The sequence below is a fragment of the Streptomyces sp. NPDC090499 genome (genome assembly GCF_044769305.1).
Lineage (GTDB): Bacteria > Actinomycetota > Actinomycetes > Streptomycetales > Streptomycetaceae > Streptomyces.
In genome coordinates this window covers 243,278-261,534 of sequence record NZ_JBIVXP010000012.1, presented here as the reverse complement: position 1 = coordinate 261,534, position 18,257 = coordinate 243,278, and the positions used below count along the sequence as shown (strand labels likewise).

16 protein-coding genes are annotated in these 18,257 nt (G+C 68.9%); 11 read left to right on the top strand and 5 right to left on the bottom strand.

The genetic code is table 11. The features are described from left to right. Positions 1–14: 14 nt before the first annotated feature. Both ACIQVL_RS36055 and ACIQVL_RS36050 read right to left on the bottom strand, forming a co-directional pair. A complete protein-coding gene (locus ACIQVL_RS36055; protein ID WP_403441023.1) occupies positions 15–836 on the bottom strand; it encodes a hypothetical protein in 822 nt (273 codons plus the stop codon). A 49-nt stretch (positions 837–885) separates the two neighbouring features. Continuing rightward, complete coding sequence (locus ACIQVL_RS36050) at positions 886–1,176, bottom strand: hypothetical protein (protein WP_093499289.1); 291 nt, start codon at positions 1,174–1,176, stop codon at positions 886–888. Between the two features lie 331 nt (positions 1,177–1,507). Here ACIQVL_RS36050 and ACIQVL_RS36045 point away from each other — a divergent pair, with 331 nt between their 5' ends. The 7 genes from ACIQVL_RS36045 to ACIQVL_RS36015 all read left to right on the top strand — a co-directional run bounded on the left by ACIQVL_RS36045 (position 1,508) and on the right by ACIQVL_RS36015 (position 12,783). Continuing rightward, positions 1,508–3,745 carry an ABC transporter family substrate-binding protein gene (locus tag ACIQVL_RS36045; protein WP_403477424.1) on the top strand — a complete coding sequence of 746 codons (2,238 nt, stop codon included), beginning with the start codon at positions 1,508–1,510 and terminating at the stop codon, positions 3,743–3,745. Between the two features lie 223 nt (positions 3,746–3,968). After that, a complete protein-coding gene (gene typA, locus ACIQVL_RS36040) occupies positions 3,969–5,876 on the top strand; it encodes a translational GTPase TypA (RefSeq protein ID WP_393809867.1) in 1,908 nt (635 codons plus the stop codon). Positions 5,877–6,565: 689 nt separating this feature from the next. Next, positions 6,566–7,600 (top strand): ABC transporter permease, encoded by a 1,035-nt coding sequence (locus ACIQVL_RS36035; RefSeq protein ID WP_403441018.1) that lies wholly within the window; start codon positions 6,566–6,568, stop codon positions 7,598–7,600. A gap of 87 nt (positions 7,601–7,687) precedes the next feature. Next, positions 7,688–9,499, top strand: a complete 1,812-nt coding sequence (locus ACIQVL_RS36030; RefSeq protein WP_403441015.1) for an ABC transporter substrate-binding protein — start codon at positions 7,688–7,690, stop codon at positions 9,497–9,499. Between the two features lie 99 nt (positions 9,500–9,598). Continuing rightward, positions 9,599–10,579, top strand: coding sequence for an ABC transporter permease (locus ACIQVL_RS36025; RefSeq protein WP_403441012.1), 981 nt, complete (start codon positions 9,599–9,601; stop codon positions 10,577–10,579). A gap of 22 nt (positions 10,580–10,601) precedes the next feature. Next, positions 10,602–11,663, top strand: coding sequence for an ABC transporter ATP-binding protein (locus ACIQVL_RS36020; RefSeq protein WP_403441009.1), 1,062 nt, complete (start codon positions 10,602–10,604; stop codon positions 11,661–11,663). A 13-nt stretch (positions 11,664–11,676) separates the two neighbouring features. Then, on the top strand, positions 11,677–12,783 hold the full coding sequence (locus ACIQVL_RS36015) for an ABC transporter ATP-binding protein (RefSeq protein ID WP_403477423.1): 1,107 nt from the start codon (positions 11,677–11,679) through the stop codon (positions 12,781–12,783). Positions 12,784–13,004: 221 nt separating this feature from the next. Here ACIQVL_RS36015 and ACIQVL_RS36010 read toward each other — a convergent pair whose 3' ends face one another. Then, positions 13,005–13,745 (bottom strand): class I SAM-dependent methyltransferase, encoded by a 741-nt coding sequence (locus tag ACIQVL_RS36010; RefSeq protein WP_403477422.1) that lies wholly within the window; start codon positions 13,743–13,745, stop codon positions 13,005–13,007. 84 nt (positions 13,746–13,829) lie between these two features. Here ACIQVL_RS36010 and ACIQVL_RS36005 point away from each other — a divergent pair, with 84 nt between their 5' ends. Further along, a complete protein-coding gene (locus tag ACIQVL_RS36005) occupies positions 13,830–14,219 on the top strand; it encodes a VOC family protein (RefSeq protein ID WP_403477421.1) in 390 nt (129 codons plus the stop codon). On the opposite strand, the gene ACIQVL_RS36000 is transcribed toward ACIQVL_RS36005, so the two are convergent. Then, a complete protein-coding gene (locus ACIQVL_RS36000; protein ID WP_403477420.1) occupies positions 14,159–14,398 on the bottom strand; it encodes a DUF397 domain-containing protein in 240 nt (79 codons plus the stop codon). The two genes, ACIQVL_RS36005 and ACIQVL_RS36000, sit on opposite strands and share 61 nt — an antisense overlap. A gap of 8 nt (positions 14,399–14,406) precedes the next feature. Continuing rightward, a complete protein-coding gene (locus ACIQVL_RS35995) occupies positions 14,407–15,258 on the bottom strand; it encodes a helix-turn-helix domain-containing protein (protein WP_403477419.1) in 852 nt (283 codons plus the stop codon). Positions 15,259–15,456: 198 nt separating this feature from the next. Between ACIQVL_RS35995 and ACIQVL_RS35990 the strand changes: the two genes are divergently transcribed. The 3 genes from ACIQVL_RS35990 to ACIQVL_RS35980 all read left to right on the top strand — a co-directional run bounded on the left by ACIQVL_RS35990 (position 15,457) and on the right by ACIQVL_RS35980 (position 18,128). After that, positions 15,457–15,864, top strand: coding sequence for an ATP-binding protein (locus tag ACIQVL_RS35990; protein WP_403477418.1), 408 nt, complete (start codon positions 15,457–15,459; stop codon positions 15,862–15,864). After that, positions 15,864–16,772 (top strand): hypothetical protein, encoded by a 909-nt coding sequence (locus ACIQVL_RS35985; protein ID WP_403477417.1) that lies wholly within the window; start codon positions 15,864–15,866, stop codon positions 16,770–16,772. The genes ACIQVL_RS35990 and ACIQVL_RS35985 overlap by 1 nt, the downstream gene beginning before the upstream one ends. Positions 16,773–16,871: 99 nt before the next feature. Beyond that, positions 16,872–18,128 carry an MFS transporter gene (locus ACIQVL_RS35980; RefSeq protein ID WP_403477416.1) on the top strand — a complete coding sequence of 419 codons (1,257 nt, stop codon included), beginning with the start codon at positions 16,872–16,874 and terminating at the stop codon, positions 18,126–18,128. Positions 18,129–18,257: the final 129 nt, after the last annotated feature.

Genomic DNA, 18,257 nt, shown 5'->3' with positions numbered 1-18,257 from the left:
AGAAGCCCCAGTCCCTAAAAGAATCGCGGATCGTCGAAGACACCGGACGCGAGCAGGTAGACGTAGAAGTCGGCGAGCGCCACGCTCACCAACGACGCCCAGGCGAGCTGCATGTGCCGGTTGTTGAGCCGGCCGACGAACTGCCATGCCTTGTAGCGCACGGGGTGTTTGGAGAAGTGCTTCAGCTTGCCGCCGACGATGTGCCGGCAGGAGTGGCAGGAGAGCGTGTACGCCCAGATCAGCACGATGTTGACCAGGAAGACGAGGGTGCCGAGGCCCATGTGGCCCCAGTGCTCGTGGGTGTCCCGGAACGAGAGCACCGTGTCGTAGGTCAGCACGCCGGCGACCAGCAGGGCGAAGTAGAAGAAGTACCGGTGGACGTTCTGCAGGATCAGCGGGAAGCGGGTCTCACCGGTGTACTTCGCATGCGGTTCGGCCACCGCGCAGGCGGGCGGGGAGGCCCAGAAGCTGCGGTAGTACGCCTTGCGGTAGTAGTAGCAGGTCAGGCGGAAGCCCAGCGGGAAGATCAGGATGATGATCGCCGGGGAGATCGCCCACCAGCTGCCGAAGAGGTCGGCGTTCGGGCCGGACGGCATGGTCTTGCAGTTCTCCGCCAGACACGGCGAGTAGAACGGCGAGACGTACGGCGCCGAGTAGTAGTGCGCGTTCGAGAAGGCCCGCCACGTCGAGTAGACGACGAACGCGAACAGACCGGCCGCGGTGACGGCGGGCGCCAGCCACCAGCGGTCGGTCCGCAGGTGCGGGGCGGAGATCGCGGCGCGCGTACCGGTGTGTACGCCGCCGCTGTTCGGATGTGGTTCCGTACCAGTGGCCAAGGGGATGACTCCGGTCGGTTCGGGGGTCGGGGCCTGCGGGCGGGCGCTCCTAGGGGGCGCGCCGGTCGCGGGCGCCGAGACCCTCGTCGTCCGTGTCCGTCCACAGGTTGATGTCGTACGGGTCGTCGGAGATGGTCACGAGCTCGGGGCGCTTGCCCGGGGCGCCGGTGTGGGCCGCCTCCCGCAGCAGTGCCACGCTCTCGCGCAGGTGATCGGCGTCGGCGCGGACACGGCGCATCTCCAGTCCGCCGCTCCCGAGCTGCTGCTCCAGGCGGCCGACGGACCGGTTCAGGTCCTCTAGGCAACGCTGGACTGACGTCAGGTCGTCGTGCACGGACATGACGTGACCTCACTTCCACGGACTTCGGTGTCCAAGGCGGCAACGTTCATGCGCCTGCGAGTGTTGCGCGTCACACCTGCCGATGTGAAGCCATGTGCAGCGATTGGCGGATTGCGCGCCTCCGTCGCACGCCCGCACGCGCTCTGTTCGCGCCGGGATTGCGCCGCACGGGTGGGGTTTGACGGCCCCCGCCGCCGTGTCGTCCCCGGCCGACGGACCCCGTCCATTTCAGTGGGGTCCGTACTTCTGAGTACATGTGATCAACTCCAAAATACCCCCAAATGTGAACAGACCGCACCCGAGTCACGGGGCCTCCGGAGGTAACGCAGAGATGTCTCACCACGGCGTCGGCCATAGCGCCCCTTCAGGGGCGCGGGGAACTGCGCGATCAGCCACAACGGCGCCGCAGCCGAACGACAGCGGCACCTCCCGGCGCCACCAGCGGACCGTCACCCATGCCGTCGCCCTTCTCGCCGCAGGCGCGCTGGCCGTGCCCCTCCTGGCCGGCTGCGGCTCCGACGACGAGGCCAGCAAGCCACTGGCCGGCCAGGACATCGTGCCGGTCGCCAGGGACGCGGTCGCCGAGGGCGGCACCCTGAAGATGGCCGTGGACGCCGTACCGGAGACCCTCAACACCTTCCAGGCCGACGCCGACGCCGGCACCTCCCGGGTCGCCCAGGCCGTCCTGCCGTCGATGTTCACCATCGACGCCACCGGGAAGCCGGTCCGCAACCCGGACTACCTGGAGTCCGCGAAGGTCATCGAGACCGAGCCCCGCCAGGTCGTCCTCTACAAGCTCGACCAGCAGGCCGTCTGGAGCGACGGCCGGGAGATCGGCGCCGCCGACTTCGCCGCCCAGTGGCGCGCCCTGTCCGGCAAGGACTCCGCCTACTGGACCGCCCGCAACGCCGGCTACGACCGTATCGCCGAGATCGAGCGCGGCGCCAACGACCTGGAGGTCCGGGTCACCTTCGACCGGCCCTACGCCGACTGGAGGTCGCTGTTCTCGCCGCTGTACCCGAAGGACGTCATGGGCACCCCGGACGCCTTCAACGACGGCGCCCGCCGCAAGCTCACCGTCACCGCGGGCCCCTTCCGGGTCGACAAGGTCGACACCGCCAGGAAGGACGTGGTCCTCACCCGCAACCCGCGCTGGTGGGGACACCCGGCCAAGCTCGACGAGATCGACCTGCACGCCGTGGACCGCGCGAAGCGGGCCGCCGCGCTCGCCGACGGCACCGTGGACGTCGCCGACATCGACGCCGCCGACGCCGACCGGATCACCGTCGCCGGCCGCGAGAAGGGCACCGGCCTGCCGTTGCAGGGCGCCGGCAAGACCTCGGCCAAGAAGCTGCGGTCCTGGGCGCTGACCCTCGGCATGGACGAGGAGAAGCTGCCCAAGGGGCCGAAGAAGCTCCGCAGGAGCATCGCGAAGTGGCTGGAGCAGCAGCACGAGCTGCGCGACTTCGGTGTCCGCAAGTCGCTGGAGCCCGCCTACACCCAGCTCGCCCTCAACGGCTCCGAGGGCCCGCTCGCCGACGAGCGGGTGCGCCGGGCCGTCGCCCGCGCCCTGGACCGCCAGTCGCTCGCCAGGCTGGTCCTCACCCCGCTGGGGCTGCCCGCGGTGCCGGTCGGCAGCCACGTCGCCCTGTCCGGGCAGGCCGCCTACACGGACGGCAGCGGCGCGATCGGCGGCCTCGACACCCACGAGGCGCAGGCCCTGCTCGCCGACGCGGGCTGGGTGGCCGGCGGGCCGGTCAAGGCCGGCGGCAAGGCGGCCGGCGCCGAGGACGAGAAGAAGGCCGGCAAGAAGAAGGACGACAGCGAGCAGGGCGACGAGTCGGACGGCGGGCACGACGGGCAGTACATCGTCGGCGAGGACGACAAGGCCTACGACAAGGACACCCGCGACCACCAGAAGGACCACGCCCACGGGGCGCCCGGGGCGTACGCGCCGAAGGGCACGGCGGCACCCGGGGGAGCGGGGGCGCCGGCCGGGCCGCTGGCCAAGGACGGCAAGGCCCTCTCGCTGCGGTTCGTGCTGCCGTCGGGGCCGGGCTCGGAGACCCTCCAGGCGGTCGCCGGCCAGATCTCGCAGATGCTGGACCGGGTGGGCATCGCGACCGAGATCCAGAAGGTCTCCGACGACAGCTACTTCAAGGACCACATCGCGGCCGGGCAGTACGACCTCGCGCTGTACTCGTGGCCGTCCTCCGCGTTCCCGGCGACGGACGCGCGGCCGATCTACGCGAAGCCGGTGGTCGCGGCCGACGGCTCGCTGAACGTCGAGCAGAACTACACGCGGGTCGGCACCGACCAGGTGGACCAGCTCTTCGACCAGGCGCTGGGCACGCTGGACGAGGACGAGGCGGACGGGCTGCTGCGCAAGGCGGACTCCAGGATCTGGGCGTCCGCCGGGTCGCTCCCGCTGTACCAGCGGCCGCAGCTCGTGGGCGCGCGGAAGGACCTGGTGAACGTGGGCGCCTTCGGCTTCCAGACGCCGGTGTACCAGGACATGGGCTTCCTGAAGAAGGGCGCGAAGACGTCGCCGAGCCCCAGCAAGGGGTAGGGGGCACGGTTTCGTGGTCGGGCGCGGGTGGATCGTGGCTGGTCGCGCCGCGTGGCGGAGCCGCACATCGATACCGCCCGCGCCCCTTCGGGTCGGCCCGGCGAGCCTCAGTTACAAAGGCCACGTAACATGGGGTGAGGCCGTGGCGTGTCAAGCCCGGCAGGCCCGCGTCACACGGACGTACGCACAGGGCCTTCTCAATACCCCGGGAGTACGCCGCACCATGGCCACGCGCCACGACATCCGCAACGTCGCCATCGTCGCCCACGTCGACCACGGCAAGACGACCCTCGTCGACGCCATGCTGAAGCAGGCCGGTGCCTTCGCTGCGCACGCCGCCGAGTCGCTCGACGACCGCATGATGGACTCCAACGACCTGGAACGTGAGAAGGGCATCACGATCCTGGCGAAGAACACAGCCGTGAAGTACCACCCCAAGGATGGCGGCGACGTCATCACCATCAACATCATCGACACCCCGGGCCACGCCGACTTCGGTGGCGAGGTCGAGCGCGGTCTGTCGATGGTGGACGCGGTGGTCCTGCTGGTCGACGCCTCCGAGGGCCCGCTGCCGCAGACCCGCTTCGTGCTGCGCAAGGCCCTCCAGCAGCGCCTGCCCGTCATCCTGTGCATCAACAAGACGGACCGCCCGGACTCCCGGATCGACGAGGTGGTCAACGAGACCTACGACCTCTTCCTCGACCTGGACGCCGACGAGGACCAGATCGAGTTCCCGATCGTCTACGCGTGTGCGCGTGACGGCGTGGCCTCGCTGACCAAGCCGGAGGACGGCACCGTCCCGGCCGACAGCGACAGCCTGGAGCCGTTCTTCTCCACGATCCTGGCCCACGTCCCGGCTCCGGAGTACGACGCGGAGGCCCCCCTCCAGGCGCACGTCACCAACCTGGACGCCGACAACTTCCTCGGCCGTATCGCCCTGCTCCGGGTCGAGCAGGGCGAGCTGCGCAAGGGCCAGACCGTCACGTGGATCAAGCGCGACGGCACGATGTCCAACGTGCGGATCACCGAGCTGCTGATGACCGAGGCGCTCACCCGCAAGCCCGCCGAGATGGCAGGACCGGGTGACATCTGTGCCGTCGCCGGTATCGCGGACATCATGATCGGCGAGACCCTCGCCGACACCGAGAACCCGATCCCGCTGCCGCTGATCACGGTCGACGAGCCGGCGATCTCGATGACCATCGGCACCAACACCTCGCCGCTGGTCGGCCGTGGCGGCACCGGCAAGGGCGCCGACAACAAGGCCGCGGTCAAGGACCGCAAGGTCACCGCCCGCCAGGTCAAGGACCGCCTCGACCGCGAGCTGGTCGGTAACGTCTCCCTCCGCGTGCTCGACACCGAGCGCCCGGACGCCTGGGAGGTCCAGGGCCGTGGTGAGCTGGCGCTCGCCATCCTGGTCGAGCAGATGCGCCGCGAGGGCTTCGAGCTGACCATCGGCAAGCCGCAGGTCGTCACGAAGCAGGTCGACGGCAAGACCTACGAGCCGGTCGAGCGCATGACGATCGACGTGCCCGAGGAGCACATGGGCGCGGTCACGCAGCTCATGGGCGTCCGCAAGGGCCGGATGGACAACATGTCCAACCACGGCTCCGGCTGGGTCCGCATGGAGTTCGTGGTGCCGTCCCGCGGTCTCATCGGCTTCCGTACCGAGTTCCTGACGCAGACCCGCGGCACGGGTATCGGGCACTCCATCCACGAGGGCCACGAGCCCTGGTTCGGCACCCTGACGACCCGTAACAACGGCTCGCTCGTCGCCGACCGCTCCGGTGCCGTCACCGCGTTCGCGATGACGAACCTCCAGGAGCGCGGTGTGCTGTTCACCGACCCGGGCACCGAGGTGTACGAGGGCATGATCGTCGGCGAGAACTCCCGCTCCGACGACATGGACGTCAACATCACCAAGGAGAAGAAGCTCACGAACATGCGGTCGTCCTCGGCCGACTCGTTCGAGGCGATCGTGCCGCCGCGCAAGCTGTCGCTGGAGCAGTCGCTGGAGTTCTGCCGTGACGACGAGTGCGTCGAGGTGACCCCGGAGGCCGTTCGCATCCGCAAGGTGAACCTGGACGCCCGCGAGCGGGCCCGCGCCGCGAGCCGCGCTAAGCACGGCTGACCGCGACTGATCGCCGGACGTCCGAGCCCGGGTGCCCCCATGATGGGGGTGCCCGGGTTTTTTGCAACCCGTTTTCGGGTGGGCGAGACTCGGCCAATCCCGGGCCGGTGTCCGAAATGCGGAGATCCTCGCCCGATACCCATGTAACAAGTCCGTTTCGCGCCCTTCTCCCGTCGAACGCTTTGTCCATTTTTCGGAAGAACTACGCGCCAGCTGTGACTGAATTGAGATTTAAAGACAGTGGTCGGCACCTGGCTCATGGCAGATAGTTAGCCGCGTAGCGCTCGGGTCAATGGGTCTCGCGCTGTGGGGACAGCGCCCGACTCACGAGCACCAGGGGGTGTCTGACCCTCCGTCAGGGGTGTCGGAGGGTATGGACGGAAGCCTCCTGTTGGTGAACACGTGAAGTCATGAGGAGAAGTCCCATGTGCAGTGTCACAGGCACCAGGTGGGTTCCGTCGCCGACGACGGCCGTTCGGTCCGCTCTGTCCGACTGTCCTTGTTCGTCCGGCGGTTGGTCCTGAAACAAGGGCCGGCCGGGTAGCGCGCTCGCTCGCCTACGCGCGTCCGGCTGCGGCGTTCCCGGTCATCTCGGGGACGCCCGACACCTCATCGGATCATGCCACAGCGGTCGTGCCCCCGTGCCGGCCGCCGGTTCGGCACACCCACACCTGTGAATTGGACGAACTGTGACCAGTCCCACGGACATTGAGGGCGGCGGAAGGTCGGTCGTCGTGGACGGCGGACCGGAGCCCGACACGAAGACCGGAACGGTGACGGTCGAAGGCCGGTCGCCGGGCCGGCTGATGTGGATACGCTTCAAGCGCGACCGCACCGGCGTCATCTCGGCGTTCGTCGTGGCCTTCTACTTCGTCGTCGCGGCGGCGGCCCCGCTGATCTCGAAGCTGTACGGCAAGAACCCGTACACCATCTACGCCGACGAACGCCCGGAACTCTTCGACAGCGCGGGCGTGCCGGTGCAGCCCAACGGCGGCATCAGCAGCGAGTTCTGGTTCGGTCTCGAACCGGGCAACGGCTACGACGTGTTCACCAAGCTGATCTTCGGCATCCGGACCTCGCTGCTGATCTCCCTGGCGGTCACCGTCGCGGTCGTCCTCACCGGAATCCTCCTCGGCGTCAGCGCGGGCTACCTCGGCGGCAGGACCGACTTCTTCATCGGCCGGCTCATCGACTTCCTGCTCGCCTTCCCCTCGCAGCTGTTCTTCATCGCCAGCATGCCGGTCGTGGTCTCGCTGTTCGTGAGCCCGCGCGACGAGACGCCGACCTACGTGCGCGTCGTCGCACTGATCGTCGTCCAGTGGGTGCTCGGCTGGATGAGCCTCGCCCGCATCCTGCGCGGCACCACACTCGCCCTTCGGGAACGGGAGTTCATCGAAGCGGCCAAGGTGAGCGGCGCCTCGCCCTGGCGGATCATCAGCAAGGAGATCCTGCCGAACGTGGTGACACCGCTGCTGGTGCAGGCCACGTACATCCTCCCCAGCTTCGTGACGATCGAGGCCGGCCTCTCGTTCCTCGGCGTCGGCATCGTCGAGCCCACCCCCGACTGGGGCCAGATGTTCTCCAAGGCCTCGACCGAGCTCGTCCTGCAGAACGACATCACGTACATGTTCTTCCCCGGCGTCTCGATGGTCGTCTTCGTCGTCGCCTTCAACCTGCTCGGGGACTCGGTCCGGGACGCCTTCGATCCCAAGACGGCGCGCTGACCGAGAGCTTGTGGGCGTCCTCGCCCCGATACCGCACGGCCATTTCCTTCGCACCGGCGTACACACAGATGGGTGGAGACTTCAGTGATGAGTAGGGGCGGACGCCATGCATACGCCGCTTTGTCGATATTCGCGGCCGGGGCACTCGTGCTCAGCGGCTGCAGCAAGGGCGGCAGCAGCGCGGGCGACAACGAGAAGAAGGACCAGCAGAACGCCAAGAGGCAGCAGGCCTCGATCAAGTTCGGCGACGCGGCGGACTCGACAGGGCCCGCGACCGCCGTGCCGGGCGCGAAGACCGGCGGCACCCTCGAAGTGCTGCAGCGCGACTCGTACGCGCACCTCGACCCGGCGCAGATCTACGTCTCCGACGAGGGCTCCCTCGCCACGCTGATCCACAGAGGCCTCACGGGCTACAAGGCCACCGGCAACGACGGCAGCAAGCACGAGGTCGTCGGCGACCTGGCCACCGACTCCGGTACCACCACGGACGGCGGCAAGACCTGGAAGTACACGCTCAAGGACGGCATCAAGTTCTCGGACGGGACGCCGATCACGTCCGCGGACTTCCGCCAGACCTACGAGCGGCTCTTCGCGTCCTTCATCAACCAGGGCCCGACGTACCTCCAGCAGTGGCTGGCCGACACCAACGGCGCCGACTACCGCAAGCTGCTCCCGGACGGCCCCTACAAGGGCAAGCACCTGCCGGACAGCATCCTGGAGACCCCGGACAGCAAGACCGTCGTCTTCCACTTCAAGACCGCGCACCCGGACCTGCCGTACGCGCTCGCCATGGCGGGCTACGCGGTCGTCTCCAAGAAGGGCGACACGAAGGAGAAGTACGACAAGGCCCCGGTGACGACCGGCCCGTACAAGATCCAGTCGTTCAAGTCCGGCAAGTCGATGGTGCTGGTCAAGAACACCAACTGGGACCCGAAGACGGACCCGATCCGCAACCAGTACGTCGACCAGATGGACTTCACGTTCAACGTCCAGTACGAGGACTCCACGAAGGCGCTGCTCGCGAACAGCGGCGCCGACCAGGCCGGCATCAGCTTCAACAACTCGGTGGACGCGGGCAACATCTCCCAGGTCCTCGGCGGTGACGCGGCCGTCAAGGCCCGCACGGTCGCCGGCTACCAGCCCTACGTCGGCCAGGTCAACATCAACCAGTCGCACAAGGCGCTGCAGGACAAGACGGTCCGCGAGGCCATCGCCTACGCCCTGCCGATCACTCCGATGATCCGTGCCTTCGGCGGCAGTTCCGCCGCGGAGGTCGCCGGCGGCTTCATCAGCCCGACCGTCAGCGGCTACGACGCGTCCTTCGACCCGTGGGGCAAGCGGAAGAACCCCGGCGGTGACGCGGCCAAGGCCAAGGAGCTGCTGACGAAGGCCGGCAAGGTCGGCATGAAGCTGACCTACGGCTACATCAACACCCCCGAGGGCCAGCAGTACTCCGCCGCCATCGCCGCCGCGCTGGACAAGGCCGGCTTCAACGTCCAGCGCCAGGACATCCCGGCCGAGACCTTCTACGACCAGATCGGCAAGGTCGACAACAACTACGACATCTACCACTCCGCCTGGGGCGCCGACTGGCCGTCCGCCTCGACCGTGATCCCGCCGCTGTTCGACGGCCGCGCGATCGCCGACGGCTCGCCGAACTACTCGCACATCAACGACGCCAAGGTCAACGCCGACATCGACGCGGCGAACCAGATCACCGACCCGGTCAAGTCGGCGGCCGCGTGGGAGAAGATCGACCAGTACCTGGCCAAGGACGTCATCAACGCCGTCCCGACCATCTACTACAAGCAGGTCCAGATCGCCGGTTCCAAGGTCGGCGGCCTCGTCTACGACGACGTGATCGGCGGCATCGACCCGCGTCGCCTCTACGTCAAGTAACCCCACCCACCTGCCCGCCCGGTACCCGGTGCGTGAGCCCCCTCGGGGCGACACCGCACCGGGTACCGCCCGGCCCGCCGACGTCAGAAAGCCCCTCGCATGCTGCGCTTCCTCGTCCGCCGGATCCTCGGTGCCGTCGTCATCCTCTTCTTGTTGAGCATCGTGACGTTCTTGCTGTTCTTCGGGATGCCGCGCGACCCGGCGCTGCTGATGTGCGGCAAGACGTGCAATCCGACGAGTCTCGCCAACATCCACCACGTGCTCGGACTCGACAAGCCGATCCCCGAGCAGTACTGGATCTTCCTGCACAACCTCGTCCTGGGCAGCGACAAGTTCGCCCAGGGCCCCTGCCCCGCCCCCTGCTTCGGGTACTCGTACCACACCAACGACCTGGTCTGGGCGACCATGATGGACCGGCTGCCCACCACCCTCTCGCTCACCCTGGGCGCCGCGGTGGTCTTCCTGGGCGTGGGGCTCGGCACCGGCATGTTCGCCGCGTGGAAACGCGGCACCCTGCTCGACAAGACGGTCACCGCCGGCTCGATGGTGCTCAGTTCGATGCAGATCTACTTCCTCGGCCCGCTGGCGCTCGCCGTACTGGTCTACCAGTCGCACATCTTCGCCAAGCCCGCCTACAACGACTTCACCGCGAACCCGGCCACCTGGTTCACCGGACTGGTCATCCCCTGGGTGGTACTGTCCACGATCTTCGCCTCGCAGTACACCCGTATGGCGCGCTCGTCGATGATCGAGCAGCTCCAGGAGGAACACGTCCGCACCGCCCGCGCCAAGGGCATGTCCCGCAGATACGTCTTCTTCCGCTACGCGTGGCGCGGCTCGCTCATCCCGATCGTCACCATCTTCGGCATCGACCTCGGCTCGCTGCTCGGCGGTGCCATCATCACGGAGTACACCTTCGGACTGCCCGGCCTTGGGCGCCTCGCGGTGGAATCCGTGCAGTTCAGCGACCTGCCGCTGCTGCTGGGCGTCATGCTGTTCTCCGCCTCCATGATCCTGCTGTTCAACATCATCGTCGACGCGGCCTACGCGTTCATCGACCCGCGCGTCCGGCTGTCCTAGGCCGGGCAGGAGGAGAACCGTCGTGACCACTCTGACCAAGGACGCCGGCACCCCCGCACCGGCCGACTCGGGTGCCTTCCTCTCGGTGCGGGACCTGCACGTCAGCTTCAGGACCGAGGACGGCGTGGTACGAGCCGTGGACGGGCTGTCGTTCGACGTGGCGCGAGGCAGGACACTCGGCATCGTCGGCGAGTCGGGCTCCGGGAAGTCGGTCACCAACCTGACCATCCTCGGCCTGCACAACCCCCAGTTCACCACGGTCGAGGGCGAGATCCTCCTGGACGGCCAGGAGTTGATCACCGCCCGCGAGTCCGAACTGGAGAAGGTGCGCGGCAACAAGGCCGCCATGATCTTCCAGGACCCGCTGACCGCGCTGTCGCCGTACTACACGGTCGGCCGGCAGATCGCCGAACCGTTCATGAAGCACAAGGGTGCGTCGAAGAAGGCGGCCTGGGACCGGGCCGTGGAGATGCTCGCCAAGGTCGGCATCCCCAACCCGAAGGAGCGGGCGAAGGACTACCCGCACCAGTTCTCCGGCGGCATGCGCCAGCGCGCGATGATCGCCATGGCCCTGGTCTGCGACCCCGACCTGCTCATCGCCGACGAACCGACCACCGCCCTGGACGTGACCGTGCAGGCGCAGATCCTGGACCTGCTCAAGGACCTGCAACAGGAGTTCGGATCGGGCATCATCTTCATCACCCACGACCTGGGGGTGATCGCCGACATGGCCGACGACATCATGGTGATGTACGCGGGCAGCGCGGTGGAGCGCGGCTCGACGGACGAGGTCCTGCGTGCGCCCCAACACCCTTACACCTGGGGCCTGCTGAACTCGATGCCACGCCTCGACTCCGACCTGGGCATGCCGCTGAACCCGATCCCCGGCACCCCGCCGTCCCTGCTGAACCCGCCCTCCGGCTGCCGCTTCCACCCCCGCTGCACCTTCCAGGACCGGGTCGGCGGTGCCCGCTGCGTCACCGAACGCCCCCTGCTGGCCCCCGACCGCGCCTCGGCCTGCCATCTCACGGCCGACCAGAAACGCACCATCTTCCTCGAAGAGATCAAGCCCCGTCTGGGCTAGGAGACGACACGTCATGACCCAGGACACGGTCCTTCCCGCCCCCCGAGAGGCGACCGCCGGAGAACCCCTCCTCGAAGTCTCCGGCCTCACCAAGTACTTCCCGGTCAAGGGCGGTTTCCCGATCCGGCGCACGGTCGGGCACGTCCAGGCCGTGGACGGCATCGACCTGACCGTACACGTGGGGGAGAGCTTCGGCCTGGTCGGCGAGTCCGGCTGCGGCAAGTCCACGACCGGCCGCCTCATCACCCGCCTGCTGGAACCGACGGACGGCACGATCACCTACCGCGGCCGGGAGATCGGCCACGCCTCCCGCAGGCAGCTGGCTCCGATCCGGTCCGAGATCCAGATGATCTTCCAGGACCCGTACTCGTCGCTGAACCCCCGCCAGACGGTCGGCAAGATCATCTCGGGCCCGATGGAGATCAACGGGATAGAACCGGAGGGCGGCCGCGAGAAGCGCGTACGCGAACTCCTCGAAATCGTCGGCCTGAACCCGGAGCACTTCAACCGCTTCCCGCACGAGTTCTCCGGCGGCCAGCGCCAGCGCATCGGCGTGGCCCGCGCCCTGGCCCTGGAACCGAAGCTGATCGTCGCCGACGAACCGGTCTCCGCCCTGGACGTCTCCATCCAGGCCCAGGTGGTCAACCTCCTCCAGCAGGTCCAGCAGGAACTGGGCATCGCGTTCCTGTTCATCGCCCACGACCTCGCGATCGTGCGGCACTTCTCGCAGCGCGTCGCGGTCATGTACCTCGGCAAGATCATCGAGGTCGGCGACCGGGAGGCGATCTACAACCGCCCCCGCCACCCCTACACCCACGCCCTGCTGTCCGCCGTCCCCGAGGTCAGCCTCACGGACGAGCCGGACGCGGTCGGCCGCGAACGCATCCGCCTGGCCGGCGACGTCCCGTCCCCGATCAACCCGCCCTCCGGCTGCCGCTTCCGCACCCGCTGCTGGAAGGCGCAGGACAAGTGCGCGACGGAGGAACCCCCGCTGGTCCGGATCTCCGGCAACCACGAGGGCCACCTCACGGCCTGCCACTTCCCGGAGGACCCGACGACCGAGGCCCGCGACGAGGACATCGTGCTGGATCCGGCGCTGGCGGCACTGGAGGAGGAGTAGCCCTCTCCTGCCCGACGGCGGCGGACCGGTCGGACCGTGCCTGCCGCCGCGGCCAGGATCCGGGACGTCGCCGTTCCCGATCCACTCCTGTGCCTGCGCGGGCGTGAACTCGCCGTTCCCCGGCCGGCCGCACCACGTCCCTGGACACGCCCGCGGGTACCGGGATCGCGGCGGCCGACAGCTCCCGCCGGGCGGCCCTGCCGAGGTCCGCGGCGTCCGGCCTACCCCTGCTGCGCGACGGTGATGATCTCCGGACTTGTGGAGGTGACCGGCCCGCGTGCCCAGTCGCCGTATTGTTCGACGACCTCCAGACCGGCGGCGTCCAGGAAGCCGGCGAGGGCGTCGGGGGCGAGGAAGCGGAGGGTGGAGCGGTTCACCCGGGGGCGCGCGAAGGCGCCGCCCTCGTACGTCTCCGTGAAGGTCACCCGGTCCCCGACCGGGGAACCGTCGACCTCGTGCCAGACACGGACCCGACGGCCGTCCGGGTCGGTGGCATGGTGCACACGGTCCGGGGTCCAGCTCTCCCAGGCCCGCGCGCCGGGATTACGGGTCTCGAACACGAACCGGCCGGTGGGGGAGAGGGCGGCGCGTACGGCGGCCAGCGCGACCCGCAACTCCTCGTCGCCGACCAGTTCCTGGAAGGCGTGCCCGGTCATCACGGCCAGCTCGAAGCCGTGCCCCTCCCACCGGCGGGCCCGCAGATCGCCGAGCACCCACTCGACACCGGGTTCGGCCCGGCGGGCCTGCACGAGCATCGCCGCGGCTGGTTCCAGCCCCGTCAGCCGCCCCGCGTGCCCTTCGGCCCGCGCTCCGCGCAGCAACCGCCCGGTACCGCAGCCGACATCGAGCACGGACCCGGCGGCCATCACCTGCTCCAGGTAGAAGTCGTCACCCGGCCCCCACGGGTTGAGGCTGTCGTAGAGCGCGGCGAGCGAGAGATCCGCGTACGAATGATCGACCACCGCGGCAGTGTGCCACATGATGTTGAACGCAGGGTCAGGAACGGCGTTCTTCTTGAGCTTCTATCAACTTCCATTGGACTGCGGGTGCTTGATCACATAGAGCTGTGGGTGCCGGACCTGGACCGGGCGACGGCGTCCTGGGGCTGGCTGCTGGGAAGCCTGGGCTGGACGCCGTACCAGAACTGGCCGGACGGGCGGAGCTGGCGGCTGGGGGAGACGTACGTGGTGGTCGAACGATCCCCGGCGATGCGGGGCGGTGGCGCCGGGTACGACCGCATGCGGCCGGGCCTGAACCACCTGGCGTTCCACGCACCGGACCGGACGACGGTCGACGCGCTGACGGAAGCGGCCCCGGCACACGGGTGGACCCTGCTGTTCCCGGACCGCCACCCGCACGCCGGCGGGCCGGACCACTACGCGGCGTACCTGGAGAACGAGGACGGGTTCGAGGTGGAACTGGTGGCTCGGGGCTGAGCAGCCTGCAGGGCGTCGAGGAAGACGGCGAAGGCGCGGGGGCGGAAGGTGAGGGTGGCTCTGGTGGGGGCCTTGGAGTCGCGGACGGATATGTGGGCGGGGCGGGGGGCTACCTCGACGCAGTTGTTGCCGTCGCCGCTTCCCGAGTAGGACGACCTGCGCCACTTGTCAGGGGCCACGGTGTGCCTCACAGCTCTTTCGTCAGGTTGTGGATGAAGTCGCGCGACCGCTCGGGGTCGAGGGACGCGGACTCCACCTTACGGAAGAGCGTTCGAAATGCACCGAGTTGAGCCTCGGAGTCGATGAACCCCGCGCCCTGCGGGGCATCGCGTACCGCCGTGTCCAGCTTGGGCACGGCACCGCCCGCGTACATCATGGCGTTCGTCGCCCCGGCGAAGCCGTCCAGGTCGAACGGGATGACCCGTACGGTGATGTGCTCCGCCTCGGAGAAGTCCAGGAGACGGCCGAGCTGAGCACGTGCGGCGGCGCGGTCACCCACCCTGATGCGCAGGGCCCCCTCGTGGATCACGGCCTCGTAAGGAACGGGGGTCGGCACATCCAAGACCGCCTTGCGGTCCATGCGGTGGCGTACGCGCAGCTCAAGATCGCTCGTCGGGAGTTCGGGCACCCGGTAGGAGAAGATGGCGCGGGCGTAGTCCTCCGTCTGGAACAGGCCGGGGATGTGCAGGAACTCCACGTCGAGCCGGTACGAGGAGTGGTATTCCAGCTCGGCGAGATCCAGGAACGACGTCGGCAGCAGCCCCCGGTACTCCTCCCACCACCCCTGGGTCCGGTCCGTAGCGACCGCCACCAGCGCCTCGATCAACTCTGCGTCCGTGCAGGAATAATGGGCGGCGAGCCGCCGTACCCGGTCCTCGCTCACGCCTGCCGTGCCGAATTCGATCTGGCTGATCTGCGCCGAGTCCGTCCCGAGCAGCGCGGCGGCCTCCAACCCCTTGAGCCCTGCGGCCTCTCGGAGTTTGCGCAGCTCGGAGCCCAGACGCGCCTGGCGTGCAGTGGGTTGTTTCCTGCGCGTCATGTCTTCCTCCTCGCCAGGAACTGCCGTGAGGCAGGACCTCGTTCGAGGGGAAGATTACGGCAGCGACTTGCGCCGTCCCAAATTGTGACTCTACCGTCGGTGACGTAACGGACACGCTGCGGAAGTGCACCGCGCCTCTGTCGTGCGGCGATGCCACCGTGCGTGAAATCCCCTTCATCCGACCGGAGTTGATGACGCATGCCCGAGACCTGGGACTACACGCTCCACGTTCCCAACGACTTGAGAGCGGTCACCATCTGCCGCCGCACCCTGCGCCTGATCCTGACCATGCACGGGTTGATCGGCCTCGCGGACACCGCGGAACTGCTGGCCGCCGAGCTGGTCGCCAATGCCGTGCGGCACACGAAGGGGCCGGCCGCGCTCAGGGTCCGGCGCTCCTCGGAGGGCGTCGTGTGGATCGGGGCGTGGGATGCAGATCCCGTACCTCCCAAGCCACCGGGGTCGTTGGAGGCGGTGAAGGACCTTGATGAGGCGGGGCGGGGGCTGCGTCTGGTGGTGGCGTGTGCCGACTGCTGGGGCTGGCAGCCGTCCGCCCGGTTCGGGGAGCGGGGCAAGTACGTGTGGTGCGAGTTGGGGGTGGCGTGATGGTGGGGTCGACGCATGAGGCGTTGCACCGGATCTTCCAGAAGGATCCTGGGTTGCTGACGCATGCGTTGCAACGGGTGCTGGGGGTGCCGTTTCCGGAGCCGCGGGAGATCGCGGCGATGAACGTGGACCTGACGGAGATCGAGCCGGTCGAGCGTCGGGTGGACACGTTGTTGCGGGCGGAGACGGACACGGGGACGTATCTCCTGGTCGTGGAGTCGCAGGGGCGGCCGGACGAGCGGAAGCGGGGCAGTTGGCCGTACTACCTCTCGTATCTGTACGAGAAGTACCGGTGTGAGCCGGTGCTGATCGTGACCACGCAGAGCAGGACCACGGCGCGGTGGGCCTCGCAGCCGACCCAGCTCGGCTTTCCGGGGTGGGAGTCGTTGATCGTGCGTCCGTTGGTGCTGGGGCCGGACAACGTGCCGGTGATCGCGGACGAGCGGGAGGCGGTGCGGGATGTACCTCTTGCGGTGCTTTCGGCCATGACACACGGGCGGGGCCGGAATGCTGCGGCCATACTGGAATCGCTGGCAGCCGCCCTGAAGACCATCGACCGCGACAGTGCCGCGGTGTTCGTGCAGTTCGTCGACTCGTGCCTGGTCGATCCCCGGGCGAAGCAGATGTGGAGGGAACTGATGACGGCGATGCAGTACTTCTGGCGGCACCCGCTGGCGGAGCAGGTGCGCGAGGAAGGCCGGGAAGAAGGGCGCGAGGAAGGCCGGGAGCAGGGGCGTGTTCAGGAGCGCGCGGAGATGGTCCTGCGGGTCCTGGAGTGGCGTGGCATTGCGGTGAGTGATGCGGTCCGTGAGCGGGTGGATGCCTGCGTGGATTTGGAGCAGCTCGAAATCTGGGCTCAGCGGGCGGTGCACGTCACGGATGCTGCCGAGCTGTTCGTCGAGTCCTGAACGGCGGGGGCCGGGGGAGGCCGACCTCTGTCCGTACTTGGCGGGAATCGAGCGTGACGGCGGCTTGCGCGTGGCGGCACAGGCGTAGGGTGCCCGTCCATGTCCGCCGCTGAACACCCCCCGTCCTTGCTGCGCAACCCCGGCTTCGTGCGTCTCGCGTTCGCCCGGATCATTTCCGTCCTCGGCAACGGGTTCGCCCGGATCGCGCTGGCCTTCGCGGTGCTCTCGCTGCCCGGCGCGACCCCGGGCGACCTCTCGCTCGTCGTCGCCTGCCAGGCGGTCCCGCAGCTCGCGCTGGTCCTGGTCGGCGGAGTGATCGCGGACCGGGTGTCCCGCTCCGCGCTGATGGCCGTGTCGGACGTGCTGGGTGCCCTCTCCTACGGCGGACTCGCGGCCATGGTGCTCAGCGGACACGCCCCCGTCGCCGCGCTCTGCGCACTCGCCGTCACGGCGGGCACCGCGACCGCTCTCTTCGCGCCCGCGATGGACGGGGTCGTCCCGCAGCTGGTGCCGTCCGGGATCCTCCAGCGGGCCAACGGTCTGTTGCGGGTCGGCACCAACACCTCCCTCCTGCTGGGACTGGCCCTGTCCGGCGTGACCGTGGCATGGGTCGGCGCAGGCTGGGCGCTGGCCGTCAACGGCCTCTCCTTCGTGGTCAGCGCCGCGCTCACCTCGTCCCTGCGGCTGCCGCGTCGGCCACGGAAGTCCGCCTCGGGCTGGGCCGATCTGCGCGAGGGCTGGCGGGAGTTCGCCTCCCGGCAGTGGCTGTGGGTGGTCGTCGTCCAGTTCTCCCTGGTGGTGGCCGCCATGAACGCCAACGCCGGTGTGCTGGGGCCGCTGGCGGCGAGCGCTCACTTCGGCGGGGCCCGCGCATGGTCGCTGGTGGTGGCCGCGCAGGCGCTGGGGGCCGTGACGGGCGCCGGCATCGCGGCCCGTGCGCGCGTGACCCGGCCGATCCTGGCGGCGGTCCTGTTCACCCTCCCGGCCGCCCTGCCGCCGGCCCTCCTCGGGGCCGGCGCACCGCTGTGGGCCGTCGCCGCGGGCGCCTTCACCGCCGGCGTCAGCCTGGACTTCTTCGGCGTGCTGTGGTCCACCACCGTGCAGCGCGAAGTCCCCGAGGAAGCCCTGTCCCGGGTCAGCTCCTACGACTGGTTCGGCTCGCTCACCCTCGCGCCACTCGGCCTCGCCCTGGCAGGACCCGCCGCCGACGCCTTCGGCACCGACCGGATGCTCATCGTCTGCGCCGCCCTGATCATCGCGGCCAGCCTCGCCGCGCTCCTGTCGCCCGGGGTGCGGTCACTGCGGACGGCTGATACGGCCGAACCCGAGCGCGTCGAAGCCGGTACCGCTTCCTGAGGGCGCCGCGTGGCAATGAGAAGGGCCCGCACCTGGGGAGGTGCGGGCCCTTGCTCCCCTGGAGCGGACGTTCAGGGCTCGGGTCAATGGGCCGGTGAAAGTCCGTTCCGCAGGCGGCGGCTGACGGAA

Bases quoted from the DNA above. Each gene is read 5' to 3' on its own strand.
- ACIQVL_RS36050 (WP_093499289.1), bottom strand. From the start codon at position 1,176: ATGTCCGTGCACGACGACCTGACGTCAGTCCAGCGTTGCCTAGAGGAC.
- ACIQVL_RS36045 (WP_403477424.1), top strand. From the start codon at position 1,508: ATGTCTCACCACGGCGTCGGCCATAGCGCCCCTTCAGGGGCGCGGGGA.
- typA (WP_393809867.1), top strand. From the start codon at position 3,969: ATGGCCACGCGCCACGACATCCGCAACGTCGCCATCGTCGCCCACGTC.
- ACIQVL_RS36030 (WP_403441015.1), top strand. From the start codon at position 7,688: ATGAGTAGGGGCGGACGCCATGCATACGCCGCTTTGTCGATATTCGCG.
- ACIQVL_RS36025 (WP_403441012.1), top strand. From the start codon at position 9,599: ATGCTGCGCTTCCTCGTCCGCCGGATCCTCGGTGCCGTCGTCATCCTC.
- ACIQVL_RS36015 (WP_403477423.1), top strand. From the start codon at position 11,677: ATGACCCAGGACACGGTCCTTCCCGCCCCCCGAGAGGCGACCGCCGGA.
- ACIQVL_RS35995 (WP_403477419.1), bottom strand. From the start codon at position 15,258: ATGACGCGCAGGAAACAACCCACTGCACGCCAGGCGCGTCTGGGCTCC.
- ACIQVL_RS35990 (WP_403477418.1), top strand. From the start codon at position 15,457: ATGCCCGAGACCTGGGACTACACGCTCCACGTTCCCAACGACTTGAGA.
- ACIQVL_RS35985 (WP_403477417.1), top strand. From the start codon at position 15,864: ATGGTGGGGTCGACGCATGAGGCGTTGCACCGGATCTTCCAGAAGGAT.
- ACIQVL_RS35980 (WP_403477416.1), top strand. From the start codon at position 16,872: ATGTCCGCCGCTGAACACCCCCCGTCCTTGCTGCGCAACCCCGGCTTC.